Source organism: Streptomyces sp. NPDC111606 (assembly GCF_055656945.1).
Map to the genome: position 1 here is coordinate 106,724 of NZ_JBVKBY010000001.1, position 14,314 is coordinate 121,037.

At 70.1% G+C, this 14,314-nt stretch carries 13 protein-coding genes; 8 read left to right on the top strand and 5 right to left on the bottom strand.

Annotation, left to right across the window (positions count from 1 at the left end; genetic code table 11):
• Nucleotides 1–40 precede the first annotated feature (40 nt).
• The 6 genes from ACZ7M7_RS00520 (at nt 41) to ACZ7M7_RS00545 (ending at nt 5,799) form a co-directional block, all read left to right on the top strand.
• Complete coding sequence (locus ACZ7M7_RS00520; protein WP_383597305.1) at nt 41–814, top strand: IclR family transcriptional regulator; 774 nt, start codon at nt 41–43, stop codon at nt 812–814.
• 4 nt (nt 815–818) lie between these two features.
• Nucleotides 819–1,289 carry a GNAT family N-acetyltransferase gene (locus ACZ7M7_RS00525; protein WP_427841671.1) on the top strand — a complete coding sequence of 157 codons (471 nt, stop codon included), beginning with the start codon at nt 819–821 and terminating at the stop codon, nt 1,287–1,289.
• A gap of 80 nt (nt 1,290–1,369) precedes the next feature.
• A complete protein-coding gene (locus ACZ7M7_RS00530) occupies nt 1,370–2,368 on the top strand; it encodes a hypothetical protein (protein ID WP_472111479.1) in 999 nt (332 codons plus the stop codon).
• Nucleotides 2,365–3,639, top strand: a complete 1,275-nt coding sequence (locus ACZ7M7_RS00535) for a sensor histidine kinase (RefSeq protein ID WP_472111481.1) — start codon at nt 2,365–2,367, stop codon at nt 3,637–3,639. Before ACZ7M7_RS00530 ends, ACZ7M7_RS00535 begins: the two co-directional genes overlap by 4 nt.
• Entirely contained in the window at nt 3,636–4,298 is a 663-nt protein-coding gene (locus ACZ7M7_RS00540; RefSeq protein ID WP_451168074.1) for a response regulator transcription factor, read from the top strand. Before ACZ7M7_RS00535 ends, ACZ7M7_RS00540 begins: the two co-directional genes overlap by 4 nt.
• Nucleotides 4,299–4,353: 55 nt before the next feature.
• Nucleotides 4,354–5,799, top strand: coding sequence for a peptidoglycan D,D-transpeptidase FtsI family protein (locus tag ACZ7M7_RS00545; RefSeq protein WP_472111484.1), 1,446 nt, complete (start codon nt 4,354–4,356; stop codon nt 5,797–5,799).
• Nucleotides 5,800–5,803: 4 nt separating this feature from the next.
• Here ACZ7M7_RS00545 and ACZ7M7_RS00550 read toward each other — a convergent pair whose 3' ends face one another.
• Nucleotides 5,804–7,255 carry an NCS2 family permease gene (locus ACZ7M7_RS00550; RefSeq protein WP_472111486.1) on the bottom strand — a complete coding sequence of 484 codons (1,452 nt, stop codon included), beginning with the start codon at nt 7,253–7,255 and terminating at the stop codon, nt 5,804–5,806.
• Between the two features lie 257 nt (nt 7,256–7,512).
• On the opposite strand from ACZ7M7_RS00550, the gene ACZ7M7_RS00555 reads away from it, so the two are divergent.
• Both ACZ7M7_RS00555 and ACZ7M7_RS00560 read left to right on the top strand, forming a co-directional pair.
• Nucleotides 7,513–8,082: a SigE family RNA polymerase sigma factor gene (locus ACZ7M7_RS00555; protein ID WP_472111488.1), complete on the top strand. Its 570-nt coding sequence runs from the start codon at nt 7,513–7,515 to the stop codon at nt 8,080–8,082.
• Entirely contained in the window at nt 8,079–8,945 is an 867-nt protein-coding gene (locus ACZ7M7_RS00560) for an anti-sigma factor (RefSeq protein ID WP_472111490.1), read from the top strand. The genes ACZ7M7_RS00555 and ACZ7M7_RS00560 overlap by 4 nt, the downstream gene beginning before the upstream one ends.
• 523 nt (nt 8,946–9,468) lie before the next feature.
• Here ACZ7M7_RS00560 and ACZ7M7_RS00565 read toward each other — a convergent pair.
• From ACZ7M7_RS00565 to ACZ7M7_RS00580, 4 genes are all read right to left on the bottom strand, one after another.
• Entirely contained in the window at nt 9,469–10,608 is a 1,140-nt protein-coding gene (locus ACZ7M7_RS00565) for a pectinesterase family protein (protein ID WP_472111492.1), read from the bottom strand.
• Between the two features lie 101 nt (nt 10,609–10,709).
• Entirely contained in the window at nt 10,710–12,020 is a 1,311-nt protein-coding gene (locus ACZ7M7_RS00570; RefSeq protein ID WP_472111494.1) for a pectate lyase family protein, read from the bottom strand.
• Between the two features lie 34 nt (nt 12,021–12,054).
• Nucleotides 12,055–12,858 (bottom strand): rhamnogalacturonan acetylesterase, encoded by an 804-nt coding sequence (locus tag ACZ7M7_RS00575; protein WP_472111496.1) that lies wholly within the window; start codon nt 12,856–12,858, stop codon nt 12,055–12,057.
• Nucleotides 12,859–12,963: 105 nt separating this feature from the next.
• On the bottom strand, nt 12,964–14,313 hold the full coding sequence (locus ACZ7M7_RS00580; protein WP_472111498.1) for an ABC transporter substrate-binding protein: 1,350 nt from the start codon (nt 14,311–14,313) through the stop codon (nt 12,964–12,966).
• Nucleotide 14,314: the final 1 nt, after the last annotated feature.

A 14,314-nucleotide genomic window follows, 5' to 3' on the forward strand; every position in this document is an offset into this window, starting at 1 on the left:
TGCGGAGACTATTTCCCGTCGAACGAAGGGGTCAAGGGCGATGTCGGCTGTCGAGACGGGGGGCGGAGCGCAGGTCAAGTCCGCGGTACGGACGGTTGAACTGCTCGAATACTTCGCCGGACGCCCCGGTATGCACTCCCTCGCCGCGGTCCAGGAGGCCGTCGGTTACCCCAAGTCCAGTCTGTACATGCTGCTGCGCACACTCGTGGAACTCGGCTGGGTGGAGACGGACGCGACGGGCACGCGGTACGGCATCGGCGTACGGGCGCTGCTGGTCGGCACCTCGTACATCGACGGCGACGAGGTGGTCGCGGCGGCGCGGCCGACGCTGGACCGCCTCTCGGACGACACTACGGAGACCATCCACCTGGCCCGTCTGGACGGCACGAACGTCGTCTACCTGGCCACCCGCCAGTCCCAGCACTACCTGCGCCCCTTCACCCGGGTCGGCCGCCGGCTCCCGGCCCACTCGACCTCCCTCGGCAAGGCGCTGCTGAGCACCTACACGGACGAGCAGGTCCGCAAGATGCTCCCGGAGACGCTCCCCGCGCTGACCGAGAACACGATCACCGACCGCGAGAAGCTCATCGAGGAGCTGCACCAGGTCCGCGAGCAGGGCTTCGCCGTCGACCGCGAGGAGAACACCCTCGGCCTGCGCTGCTTCGGCGTGGCGATCCCGTACCGCACGCCGGCCCGCGACGCGATCAGCTGCTCGGTGCCGGTGGCACGGCTGACGCCCGCGCACGAGCAGATGGTGAAGGACGCGTTGTTCGACGCGCGCGACAGGCTGACGCTGGCCACTCGTAGGCTCTGACTCCATGGATGTGGAACTCCGCGAGGTGCACGACAGCGATCTGCCGGTCTTCTACCGGCAGTTGAACGACCCGGAGGCCCTGCGGATGGCGGCCTTCACCCCCAAGGACCCGGAGGACTGGGACGCCTTCGACGCCCGCTGGAGGCGGATCCGGTCCTCGGACGACGTGATGCGCACGATCCTGGCCGACGGTGACGTGGTGGGCAGCGCGGCCGTGTACGGGGAGCCTGGCGAGCGGGAGGTCACCTACTGGGTCGACCGCGCGTACTGGGGCCGGGGTGTCGCCACGGCCGCCCTGCGCGGGCTGCTCGCCGAGGTCCCCGAACGCCCGCTGTACGCGCGGGCGGCGGCGGACAACGAGGGCTCGCTGCGGGTGTTGTACAAGTGCGGGTTCCGGGTGACCGCGTACGCGCGGGGCTTCGCGAACGCGCGGGGCGAGGAGATCGACGAGGTCGTGCTGCACCTGGAGGGGTGAGGTCCTCTCCCCCGTGAGGCGGAGAGGGATCATCGCCGTGCAGGAGGCGCCGGCCGGTGCTCTCGCGGGAGCGTGGCCGTATGACGCAGACACTCGCTCCCGCCCCGGAGACCGACCACGCCGTCGGTCCCGGCAGGTCCCGTCGCGCCCTGCGGGCCGTCGCCATCGTCTCCTGCGTGCCGTATCTCTCGCTCAAGGCCGCCTGGATCGCGGGCAGTCGGGTCGGCATCCCGGACGGCAGCTCGCTGCTGGAGCACCGGGCGAGCATGGCCGTCGCCAACAGCGTCACCGTGCTCATGGACGCGGCCGTCGTCGTGCTCGCGCTGCTGCTGACCCGGCCGTGGGGGCTGCGGGTGCCCGCGTGGCTGCTCGCCCTCCCGGCCTGGGTGGCCACGGGACTGCTCGCGCCGATCATGGCCGGGTTCCCGATCCAGCTCGTCGTCGACGCGCTCGGCGGGCCCACGAACACCACCGCCGATGGTGAACCGTTCCTCGACGCCTGGGTCTTCGGGGTCGTCTACACCGGGTTCATCGTGCAGGGACTCACCCTCGGCGCCCTGCTCGTGCGCTACGCCCGCGACCGCTGGGGCCGGCTGTGGGAGGGGCGGGTGTGGGAGCTTCCGGTCGGCCTCATCGGGGCGGCCCAGCGTGCCATCGCCGTCGCGGCGGCCGGCTGCGCGCTGCCGGCACTGGTCGCCCACCTGCTGTGGGCGTGCGGCGGCACCGCCGGGCTCGACGCGACCCACCTCGCAGACCGGACCAGTGGCTTCTACGTCATGGAGGCCCTGTCCGCCGTGTTCCTCGCCATGGCCGTCACCGGCGCACTCCTCCTCGCCTTCCGGCGCGGCAGGGCCCTGCCTGTCGCGCTGCCCCTCGCCCTCGCCTGGGTGGGCTCGGCGGCCGCGGTCTGCTGGGCCGGCTGGTTGTCGCTGGCCCCGCTCACCGACGTGGCGGACGGCCCTACAGCGGTGCTGAGCCTCACCTACGCTGGCCAGATGATCGTCGGCATCCTCGTCGCCTGCCTCGGGGTCCACTTCCTCGCGGAGCGCTCCGCGAGCCGGAATCGTCGTACGGCGTGAGCCGGTTCATCGGGTTGCTGTTCGGGCGGCGGGCGCGCCGGCGCTGGATCCATCTGATCCTCGGCGGCGCGCTCGCCATGCCGTACGTCTTCGTGGGCCAGCTCGTCGTCGGTCCCGCCACCAACTCGCGGTACGTCTTCAACGACCTCCCGCTCCAACTGCTCTCCTTCGCCGTCGGGTTGCCCCTCGCCACCCTCACCGCGGCCCTGTTCCCGCTGACCCGGCCCATGGAGGCGGGTGCGGTGCGGTCGCTGTGCGGTGTCGACGCGGGCCTGCTCGCCCGCGGGCCCGCCCGTACGCGGGCGGCGAAGGGGCGGGCGGCGGCCTGGTTCACGCTGCATCTCGGGTTCGGCGGGATCATCTCGGGGATGTCGCTGGCGGTGCCGCCGTTCGCCGGCTTCCTCACCGCGCTGCCGCTGCTCGTGTGGCTGGGCGGCGCCCGGCTCGTCGACCTGCCCGAGGCCCTCGACCAGACCTGGGGGCTGGCGCTGGCGCCGGTCGCGGGCGTGGCGACGCTCGTCGCGCTGGCCGGCTGCGCGGCCGTCTGCGGCGCGCTTCTCGCCCGCTGGGCGCCCGCGTTGCTCGGCACCACGCCGGAGGACCGGCTGGCGGTGGCCGAGGCGCGCGCCGCCGACCTCGCCGTGCGCAACCGGCTCGCGCGCGAACTGCACGACTCCGTCGGCCACGCCCTGAGCGCCGTCACCCTGCAGGCGAGTGCGGCCCGCCGGGTCCTCGGCACCGACCCGGAGTTCGTCCGCGAGGCCCTCGCCGCGATCGAGGACACGACCCGGCGCACGGTCGGCGAACTCGACGCCGTACTCGGTGTGTTGAGAGACGGCGACGCGCCCGGCACGGCCCCGGCGCCCACCCTCGGCGCCGACCTCGCCGGGCTGCTGCGCCGCACCCGCGCGGGCGGGCTGCGGGTGACCTCCACGGTCGACGCCGACCCCGACGCCCTGCCGCCCGTCCTGTCCCGCGAGGCCTACCGCATCGTGCAGGAGGGGTTGAGCAACGCTCTGAAGCACGCCGGGGAGCGGGTGAGCGTGACCTTGCGGATCGTGATCGCCGAAGGGCACCTGGAGATCACCGTGGAGAACCCGCTGACCCACGCGCCCACCTGCCGCCCCGGCGGCGGCCACGGCCTGCGCGGCATCGCCGACCGCGCCCGGCTGTTGGGCGGGACGGTGGCGGCGGGGCCGGCGGAGGGCTGGTGGAGACTGCGCGTACGGCTGCCGATGACCTGCCCGCCGACCCCGAGGGAACGCCCATGACGCCCCGCCCCACGATCCGTGTCGTCCTCGCCGACGACGAGCGCATGGTCCGCAGCGCCCTGCGCGCCATCCTCTCCGCCGAGCCGGACCTGGAGGTGGTCGGCGAGGCAGCGACCGGCGCCGAGGCAGTGTCCGTCGTGCGGGAGCGGCGGCCCGACGTGGTCCTCATGGACGTCCGGATGCCCGAGATCGACGGCATCCGGGCCACCGAGCAGATCCTCGCCACCCTCGACGAACCGCCCCGTATCGTCGTCGTGACCACCTTCGAGAACGACTCCTACGTGTACGACGCCCTGCGCGCCGGAGCGGCCGGGTTCCTGCTGAAGCGGGCGGACGCCGACGCGCTCGTGCAGGCCGTACGGCTGGTCTCGCACACCGACACCCTGCTGTTCCCGTCGGCCGTACGCACCCTCGCGGCCGAGCACGCGCGCGCGTACCCCGCGCCGCCGCCCTGGGTGGCGAGGCTCACAGGCCGGGAGAGCGAGGTGCTGCGGCTGATGGCGCAGGGCCTGACCAACGCGGAGATCGCACGGCGGATGGAAGTCGGTCCGGCCACCGTGAAGTCGCACGTGGCGGCGGTGCTGGCGAAGACCGGCACCCGGGACCGCACGCAGGCCGTGATCGCCGCGTACGAGGCGGGCTTCATGAACGCCCGATGAGAAATACGGGCGCAAGGGAACGATTGCCCCCATCCGGATCGTCCTCTCGGGTGGGATGAACAAGACGATCAGGCGGGCGTCCGTCTTCACGCTGCTCCTGGTGTTCGCTCTGCTGGTCAGGGCGACCTGGGTGCAGTTCTACGAAGGCCAGGCCCTCGCGGACGACAAGGACAACCGGCGGAACACGATGGCGCTGTACAGCCAGCCGCTCGGCAACATCATCGTGGGCGGCGAGGCGGTCACCGGCTCCGCGCCGACGAAGAGCGGCGACCTCGCGTACAAGCGGACCTACACGGACGGCTCGCTGTACTCGGCCGTGACCGGCTACAGCTCGCAGGCGTTCGGAGCCACCCAGCTGGAGGGCGTCTATCAGGACCTGCTCGACGGGAGCGACACCCGCGTGAAGAGCGTGATGGACACCATCACCGACAAACGGGCCGACCCGGGCAATGTGGTCACGACGATCGACCCGGATGTGCAGAAGGCGGCCTACGAGGCGCTCGGCGACAACAAGGGCGCCGCAGTCGCGATCGACCCCAGGACGGGGAAGATCCTCGCGGTCGTCTCCACTCCGTCGTACGACCCGTCGCGGATCACCACGGGCGACTCGAAGGCCTGGACGCAGCTGACCAAGGACGCCGAGAAGCCGATGACGAACCGCGCGCTGCGGCAGCCGCTGCCGCCGGGTTCGACGTTCAAGCTGGTCGTGGCGGCCGCCGCGCTGGAGGACGGCCTGTACTCGTCGGTGGATGAGAAGACGGACAGCCCGGACCCGTACCCGCTGCCGGACACCAACCGGAAGCTGGGCAACGAGAACCCGAACGCCCCCTGCAAGGACGCCTCGATCCGGGTCGCCCTGCAGTACTCGTGCAACAACGTCTTCGGCAAGATGGCCGTCGACCTGGGCCAGGACAAGGTCAGGGAGACGGCCGAGAAGTTCGGTTTCAACGACGAGGAGCAGGACGTCCCGGTGCGGGCGTACACCAGCGTGTACCCCTCCGACATGGACAAGCCGCAGACCGCGCTCTCCGGCATCGGCCAGTTCGACGTCACCGCGACCCCGCTGCAGATCGCCATGGTGTCGGCCGCCATCGCCAACGGCGGCAAGTTGGTCTCGCCGCACATGGTGTCGCAGATCACCGACGGCGGCGGCGATGTCCTGGAGAACTACGACGACAGCGCCGAGACCGAGGAGATCATCAGCTCGGACACCGCCGAGCAGCTCCAGTCGGCGATGCAGACGGTCGTCGAGAAGGGCACGGGCACGAACGCGCAGATCCCGGGCGCGACGGTGGGCGGCAAGACGGGCACGGCCCAGCACGGCGAGAAGAACAGCAAGACGCCGTACGCCTGGTTCACGTCGTACGGGAAGTCCGACGGCAAGGAGGCCGCCGTGGCGGTGATCATCGAGCAGTCGAACGCCGCCAGGTCCGAGGTCAGCGGCAACGGGCTGGCCGCCCCCGTGGCCAGGAAGGTGATGGAGGCGGCGCTCAAGAACTAGCGGGTCACTTGACGCCCAGGATTTGCTCGATCGGGTTGATGGCGAAGTACACGAGGAACAGCGCTGACGTTCCCCACAGCAGCCAGTGGATGTCCTTCGCCTTGCCCAGCACCGTCTTGATCACGACGTAGGCGAGGAAGCCCGCCCCGATGCCGTTCGTTATCGAGTAGGTGAAGGGCATGACGGCGATGGTCAGGAATGCCGGGATGGCGATCTCGTACTTGTCCCAGTCGATGTGCTTGACCTGGGTCATCATCAGGAAGCCGACGGCGACCAGCGCGGGGGCGGCCGCCTGGAGCGGGACGATGGTGAGCAGCGGGGTCAGGAAGAGGGCCAGGGCGAACAGGCCGCCGGTGATGAGGTTGGAGAAGCCGGTGCGCGCGCCTTCGCCGACGCCGGCGGCCGACTCGATGTAGGAGGTCGCCGAGGACGAGGAGGCCGCGCCGCCCGCTGCCGCCGCGGCGCCGTCGATCAGCAGCACCCGGCCGAGGTTCGGCACCTTGCCCTGCTCGTCGAGGAGACCGGCTTCGGCGCTGATGCCGACGACCGTGCCCATGGTGTCGAAGAAGTCGGACAGCACCAGCGTGAAGATCAGCAGCACGACGGTGATGGCGGTGGTCTCGCCGAACGCGCCGAACAGGCTGAAGTCGCCGATGAGTCCGAAGTCGGGGGTGTCGACCACCTTGTCGGGCCATGCGGGCGTGGTCAGACCCCAGGCCTTGATGTCGGCGACCGAGTTGATGACCATCGCGAGGACCGTCATGGTCACGATGCTGATCAGGATGGCGCCCTTCACCTTCCGGGCGAGCAGGGCGACCGTCAGCAGAACTCCGAGGCAGAACACGAGGATCGGCCACCCGGTGAGGGTGCCGGTGCCGCCCAGCTGAACCGGCACGGTGGTGTTCGCGACGTCCGGGACACGGCTGACGAACCCGGCGTCGACGAAGCCGATGAAGGCGATGAACAGGCCGATGCCGACGCTGATCGCCTGCTTGAGGGGCTGCGGGATGGCGTGCATGACGGCCTCGCGCAGCCCGGTGACCACCAGCACGCAGATCAGCAGGCCTTCGAGGACGATCAGGCCCATCGCGTCGTCCCAGGACATCAGCGGGGCGATCTGGAAGGCCACGACGGCGTTCAGGCCCAGGCCGGCGGCGAGGGCGAGCGGGAGGTTGCCGCCGACGCCCATGATGATCGTCATGACCGCGGCCACCAGGGCGGTGGCGGTGGTGAGTTGGACCGCATCCAACTGGTGGCCGAACTTGTCCTTCGCGCTGCCCAGGATGATGGGATTCAGGACAAGGATGTAGGCCATCGTGAAGAACGTGGCGAAGCCGCCCCGTATCTCACGGGCGAAGGTGGAGCCCCGTTCGGAGATCTTGAAGAACCGGTCGACGCTGTTCACGCCTGGCGGCGGGGCAGTTGACCGGTCGGCCACCTTCTGGGAATCGGACATGGCGGTTGCTCCTAGCTGCCTGACTGATCGGTGTGCGGATGCTGGCTGGATTGTTCCCGCGTTGAACGCGCTTCAGGTTTTCCCCGTGTTACGGAATCAGGCCTACTTTCGTGCGACGTACCACACGTCGTTCGAGACTTCGTACGACAGGGCATTCGATCGCTGCTACGCTTCCCGACCTCTCAGCATGATCGCGGGATGATCGCCGGACGATCACATGTCATACACATGCCACTCATAGGCAAGGAGGGCCGCCCGTGGGCACGGTCGTCGACGACGCCGCCTCCGTGGAGTTCCATGCCTTCTTCGAGCGCCACTATGCCGAACTCGCGCGCCTGGCCCACCTGCTGACGGGTGAGGCGGACGCGGCCGACGATCTGGCCGCGGACGCGTTGCTGGCGCTGTGGCACCGCTGGGACCGGGTCCGCGCGGCCGACCGTCCGGTGGCGTACGCACGCGGCGTCGTGGCCAACCTGGCCCGCACCAGAATCCGCAGCGCGGTCCGGGAGCGGCGCCGGGTCGCCCTGTTCTGGTCGCAGCGCGAGGAGAAGGCGGAGAACCCGGACATCGCGGGCGTCGTCGACGTCCAGGAGGCGTTGCGTGGACTCCCGTTCCGCAAACGCGCCTGTGTGGTGCTGCGGCACGCCTTCGACCTCTCCGAGAAGGACACCGCGCTCGCCCTCGGGATATCGGTCGGTACGGTGAAGAGCCAGACCTCGAAGGGGATGGCCGAGCTGCAACGGCGGCTCGGGACACAGGCCGCTCCCCTCGAGGTGCACGCGGCGGCGATGGTGCGCACCGAGGGCGCCGCGGGAGGGAACCGATGATGCGGCGGGACGTGCACGACGACCTGCGCACCCGGCTGCACGAGGCGGCCGAGGCGCACGAGCCCGACCGCGAGCGGATCCTGGCCCGGGTCGAGCGCGGCATGGCGGACCCCTCCGGGCAGACCCGCACCGACCACCGGGCGAACCGCCCACCGGTGTACGGCTGGTTCCGCGTGGTGAGCGCGACGGCGGCGGTCGCCGGAGTGCTCGCCGTCGGCGGGTACGCGGTGGCGTCCGCCGTGCAGGAGGACACCCCGCAGCAGTCGGTGGCCACTTCACCGACGCCCACCCCGCCCCCGGACGCGTCGAGCGGCGCCCCGGTCCCGCCCGCCCCGTCGACGGACCCGACGCCCGAGCGGACGCCTGAGTCCCGCGGGACGACCACGGCGCCGACCCGGCAGCCGAGCGCCACGGCCGAGCCCCCCGCCGCGAAGGGCGAGCGGGACGGCCCCCTGTGGTCGGACGGCTCGGTGGACCCGCACAGCAATGACTTCTGGGCGCAGAGCAATCTGACCCTGAAGACGAGTGAGCAACTCAGCGCGCTCACCGTCCGGTTGAAGATCAAGCAGACCGGCGGGGTCAGAACGGCAGGCGCCTGGCGCTCGCTGCCGGAGGAGGACTTCACGCTGACCGTCGAGGAGGAGGACGGCTTCCTCGTCTACACCTGGACACTCAAGGAGGGCCGTACGGTCCGCGAGGGCGCGTGGGTGTTCGCGGGGCAGTACGATCATGAGCGAGGCGGCCGGGACGCGCGGGGCGACAGCTATGCGATGACGGCCGAGGCAGGCGGCGAACAGCTCTCCGTGGCGGGCGGCTTCGCGGCGCACGGCGACAACGACTCGACGGCCGACGGGGATTCGTAAGGCACGATCCGCAAGCAACCTCCCGCAGTCTCTCGGCATCTGACATCACGAACGCGACCCGCCACCGCGTACGCGTGAGCGGAGCCCCCTGGACCTGCCGGCATGAGCCCCCCTCGGCCGGCAGAGCGGAACGCCCCGCCGGTGACGACCGGCGGGGCGTTCGCGCGTGGGTTGCCGCGCCCCCGCGAAAGCGAGCGAAAGTTTCGCTCCCGCACGTCCCTCGCACACCGATTGACGTGCTGTTCCCCGCCGATGACACTCCGAGGCAGCGTGAGCGAACACAATCCCCCACCCGAACCCCCAGAGTCAGGGCCGACAGGGCGGCGAGAGCGGTACGACGAGACATGGAGTGCGGTCCTTTCGTCGTGCGGTGGGGGGAGGGACAGGGGACGGTCGCGGGACGGAGTCGCCAAGCCGGACGTGCAGGACACGGGGGGTGCTCGCGGAGGCCGGAGCGGTCCCGGCGATCAGGCCGCCGCCCGCCGCCGCGGTCATCCCGGCCGGCAGGGTGCGTCTGCGTATGTCAGCACTCCGCCTTCCATGGCTGCCAGTCGCCGAGGTAGGCCGCGCGGGTGGCCGACTCGGCCTGTTCGGCGGTGAGTTGGGGTCGGTTGGCCGGGACGGTGACGACCGCGCCGGGACCGCTGTTGCGGTACTCGGCGAAGCGCTGGTCCTGCCACGGGAAGCTGTCCGACATGTTCGTGTAGGGCGCGACCGCGTCGATGCCGGGGCCGAGGTGGGTGTCCCGGACGACGAGGCCGGGGCGGGCGGTGGTGTCGGAGCTCGGCACCCAGGGGCGGGCCAGCTTGTAGTGGGCGTCCGGGGCCTCACTGCTGATACGGCTCCTGGTCACCAGGTAGCCGCGCGGGTTGGCGGCCGCTGTCGAGGGGGCGAAGGCGAAGCCGTACGGGGCCGCCGAGAGGTCGGTCCGGGTCAGGGTCCGGAAGTGGCAGTGCTCGTAGACGGCCGTGGCCCGCCCGAAGACGAAGTCGACGTCGCCCTCGACGTGGCAGCGCGAGAAGTACTGGCGGGCGAAGACGCCGAGGGCGATCGAGTCGGCGTACAGGGTGTCCTGGTGGCCGAGGAAACGGCAGTGGTGGAAGGCCGACCGGTCGCCCTGGACCTTGATGGCGACGGCCTGGGTGCCGCTGATGCCGGGGTGGTCGGCGCGCAGCCAGTCGTTGGCGAAGGTGAGATCGCGGGCGGTGAAGCCGTCGGCCTGGACGAGGGTGGTGGCGGAGCCGGTGGTGCCGTAGGTGCCGCCGCCGGGCTTGGGAGTGCCCGCGGCGTTGTCGTACACGATGACGACGTCACGCGGGTCGCCACTGGCGCCGAGCCAGCTCATCCCCGTCCGGGTCACGTCCACGGCCACGGTCTCCCGGTACGTCCCCGGCGCGATGACCAGCGTCCGGCCGCTGCCGGTCGCCGCGGTGACGGCGGCCTGGACGGAGGTGAAGTCGCCCTGTCCGGACGGGTGGACGTAGAGGGTCTGCGGGGTCAGGCGGGCGGCCGGTGAACCGTAACGGCCGAAGGGGCGGGGCGGCCTGGGGTTGCCGGCGGCCCGGGCTGGGGTCGGCGCGAGGGCGAGCGTGGCGGCGGCGCCGGTGGCGGCGAGCAGGAATCCCCTTCTGGGCAAGGGGCGTCGGAGGTGGGGCGAGGGCATGCGGGTGCTCCTTGGGAGTGCGGCTCTTCAGGGGTGCGGTGCTTCCTCGCGTGGGCCGGGCCGGGGCGGCGGGGCCCCGGCCCGGTCGGGAGAGGAGGGGGTCAGCGCAGCTTGCCGGCGCCCGCGCAGCGGTCGACGATGCCCGGCACCGCCTTGGGGTTGTCGACCTTCGTCCGCAGGGTCGGCGTCCAGCCGGCACCCGACTGGAGGGTCTCGCCGGGGATCTCGGCGTTGTGGACGGCGATGAGGTCCGTCAGCCTGCCGTTGACGTAGTTGTTCTCAGCGGTGAGCGGCGCCTCGTTCCACTTCTTCAGCGCCTTGCCGACGCTGACACCGGGGGCCAGCGAGAGGGCGTTGTGCGTGGCGTACAGCTGCGAGGAGGCGCCGATGCCGAAGACGTACGCATAGTGCTGGTCACCGGTGACGACGAAGTGGTTGTTATACGAGTCGACCTGCCCGAACCTCACCCGGGGCGCCCGCTCGACGATCCCCTCGAAGCGGTTGTGGTGCAGGGTGACCTTGAGCTTGCCGGTGTCGGTGGAAGCCGCGCTGTCGCTGTTGCCGATCAGCATGGTCTTGTCGTGATCAGTGAACGAATTCCAGGACACCGTAACGAGGTTGGCGCCGCGCACGATGTCGAGGAGCCCGTCGTGCCGCTGGTAGACCTTGCCGAAGTACGTCGGCAAGGTGCTGTCCGGGTACCGGCCGTCGGTGAGCGTGTTGTGGTCGATCCACACATGGGTGGAGCCGTACACCACCACGCCGTCGTACTCGGAGTTCCAGGCGCCGGTCTTGTTGTCGTCGGTCGGGTCCCACTGCGGGAAGCAGTCGACGGGGGCCTCGATGGTGAGGTTGCGCAGGATGACGTTGTCCACTCCCTTGATCTGGAGGCTGCCGCCGAGGATCCCGGAGCCCTTGCCGACCCCGACGATGGTGGTGTTGGCCGGGACGTTCGCCTTGATGGCCCGGTCCTGCCGGGCGGCGGACGCGGCGCGCAATTCCTCCTGTTCCCCGCTGACGGGACTGTCGTGGCCCCACACGGCGGGGTCGTAGTCGGCGAGATACCGCTGCAGGTCGTACCCGTCCGCCGCGAAGGCGTCGCAGCCCTCCGACACGGCGTCGATCACGCCGTCGACCTTGATGATCCTGGGCGCGCTTCCACCGTCGGCGAGCGCCTGCCTGAACTCCGCCCAGGTGCTCACGGTGTACACGTGCGCGGCGTCGGCGGCGGCCCCGCCGGTCGTCCCGGCCCCCTCGGAGGCCCAGCCGTCACTCGCGCCGAGGACCTGACGGCCGAGGTCACGGGGCTTTGCCTCCGCCCCGGTGCCGGTGAGACCGAGGACGAGGGCCGTGCAGCCGATCAGAACGGCCACTCTCTGCGTGGCATGCCCATGCCATATCTGTGCGTTCATTGTGCGGCTCTCTCTTCTGCGATCTGAAGGTTGACTAAGCGGCGGACGCTTCCGGCCAGGTGATCCAGGACTCCGGGATCGCCTCGCCCAGTCGGCGCACGTCCTGCGGGCCGAGCACCCGCGTACGCAGCAGCTCATGCACCACGAGACGCGCCACGGCGATCGCGCCGGGCGGGTTGAAGTGCGTGTTGTCCTGCTCGGTGGCGGTCCAGTTGAAGTACGTCTTCGTCTCTTCGACCCCGAGCCGCTGCCACAGCGCGAGGGACAGGGCCTGGATGTCGAGCAGGGTGACCCGCTTCTGCTGGGCCAGCGCGCGCATCGCTGCCGGATAGTCGCCGTGGGTCGGCAGAGCGTTGCCGTCACCGTCGAACCTGCGGCGCTCGACGGCGGTGGCGAGTACGGGATGGGCGCCTCGGGCACGGGCGCCGTCGATGTAGAGACGCAGGTAGTCCTGGTAGGTGGTCCAGGGCTCGGTGTACCGCGTGGGGTCGGTGGCCTTCTCGTCGTTGTGCGCGAACTGGATGAGCAGGAAGTCTCCGGGCCGGATGGCGGCAAGGACGACATCCAGCCGCCCTTCATCGACAAAGCTCTTGGAACTACGGCCGTTCACCGCATGGTTGGAGACGAGCAGGTTCTTGCGCAGGAAGAAGGGGAGCGCCATTCCCCACCCGGTCTCGGGTGCGGCGTCGGCGTATTTCTGGGCGGCGGTGGAATCACCGGCGATGTAGAGGGAGCGGATGCGGCGGCGCTGACTTGCCTCGGCGGTACCGATGCCCGAAAGGGCGAGAGGAACGGCGGCGACGGCCGCCGAACTGACCTGTCTACGGGTAAGAGACACGCGGGTGCCTTTCAGCGCGGGGGGTATCCCCCTGGGGGCGCGGGGAACCGCGCGACCAGCCACAACAAGACCCGCAGCCGGCCGCACAGCGAAGCGACCGAGCTCTCAGCCGTTACGCGACTTCCACTCGGTCTGAGCCTCATTCAGCTGATCGGCCACCGTGTCCAGGAACTCCTTGGCGCTCATGTCCCCGTTCAGCACCTTCTGGAGGTTCGGCTCATTGTCGGCCTTGGAGATGGTGTTCCAGTCGGGCAGGTAGTACGGCAACTGCACAATCGTCGTCGACCCGTCCGTCAACGCCGCGGCAGCCAACTTCGTCGGCTCGGCCTCAGAAATCCACGCGTCCTTCGCCGCGTCATTGTTCGACGGCACCTGACCGGCCGCCTTGTTGAACTTCGAGTTCTCGTCATGCGACGTGGCGAACTCGATGAACTTCCAGGCGGCGTCCTTGTTCTTGGAGCTCTTGAACAGCCCCATCCCGTCCACAGGGTTGGACACCTGAACCCGCTTGCCGGAGGAGCCGACCGGCTGCGGAATCCCCCGGAACTTGTCCGTGCCCAGGGCTTTCACATGGTCCTGGTACGACCCGAGGTTGTGGTTCAGCATCCCGATCGTGCCGGAATCCCACTGGGCGACCATCTTGGTGAAGTCGTTGTTGAGGTCGGCGGCCGGAGTGACCTTCTTGTAGAGCGCGGCGTACTTCTCCAACGCGGCCACGTTCTTGGGGTCGTTGACGGTCGTCCTCGCACCGCTCGTGTCCCAGAAGGACGTGATCCCGGACTGCCCGTACATGGCGTCCAGCGCCTGGGCGATGGAGCCGGCCCCACCACGGATGGTGTACCCGAACTTGTTCTTCCCGGCGTCGGTCAGCTTCTCGGCGGCCTCGTAGAACTTGTCCCAGGTCGCCGGCTCGTCCAGCCCGGCCTTCTCGAACAGGTCGGTGCGGTAGTACAGCACACCGTTGTTGGCGGAGGTCGGCACCGAGTACAGCTTGCCGTCGCCACCCCCCGCGGCCTTCAGCGAGGCGACCATGTCCTCGTTGAGCTTGCCGTTCAGGGAGGACTTGGCGACCCGGTCGTCCAGAGGGTCCAGCGCGTTCTGCGCGGCGAACCCGGCGAGCATCGCCGCGCCGACGCCGCCGACGTCCGGCAGGCCGCCGCCCTGGATGGCGGTGTCCACCTTGGACTGGTAGTCGGTGGACGGGATCCCGACGTACTCGACCTTGATGTCCGGGTTGGCCTTCTCGAAGTCGGCGATGATCTCCTTCCAGATGTCGGTGCGGACACCGCCGTTGTTGTCCCAGAAGACGATCTTTCCGGTGCCGCTGCCCTCGGCGCCCTTGTCACCGCCCGCGCTGCTCCCGTCGTCACCGCAGGCGGTGGCGGTCAGGGCGAGGACGGAGCCCAGAGCGACGGCCACGGCGGCGCGCCTGCTTCTGCGAATGCTGATCTTCATT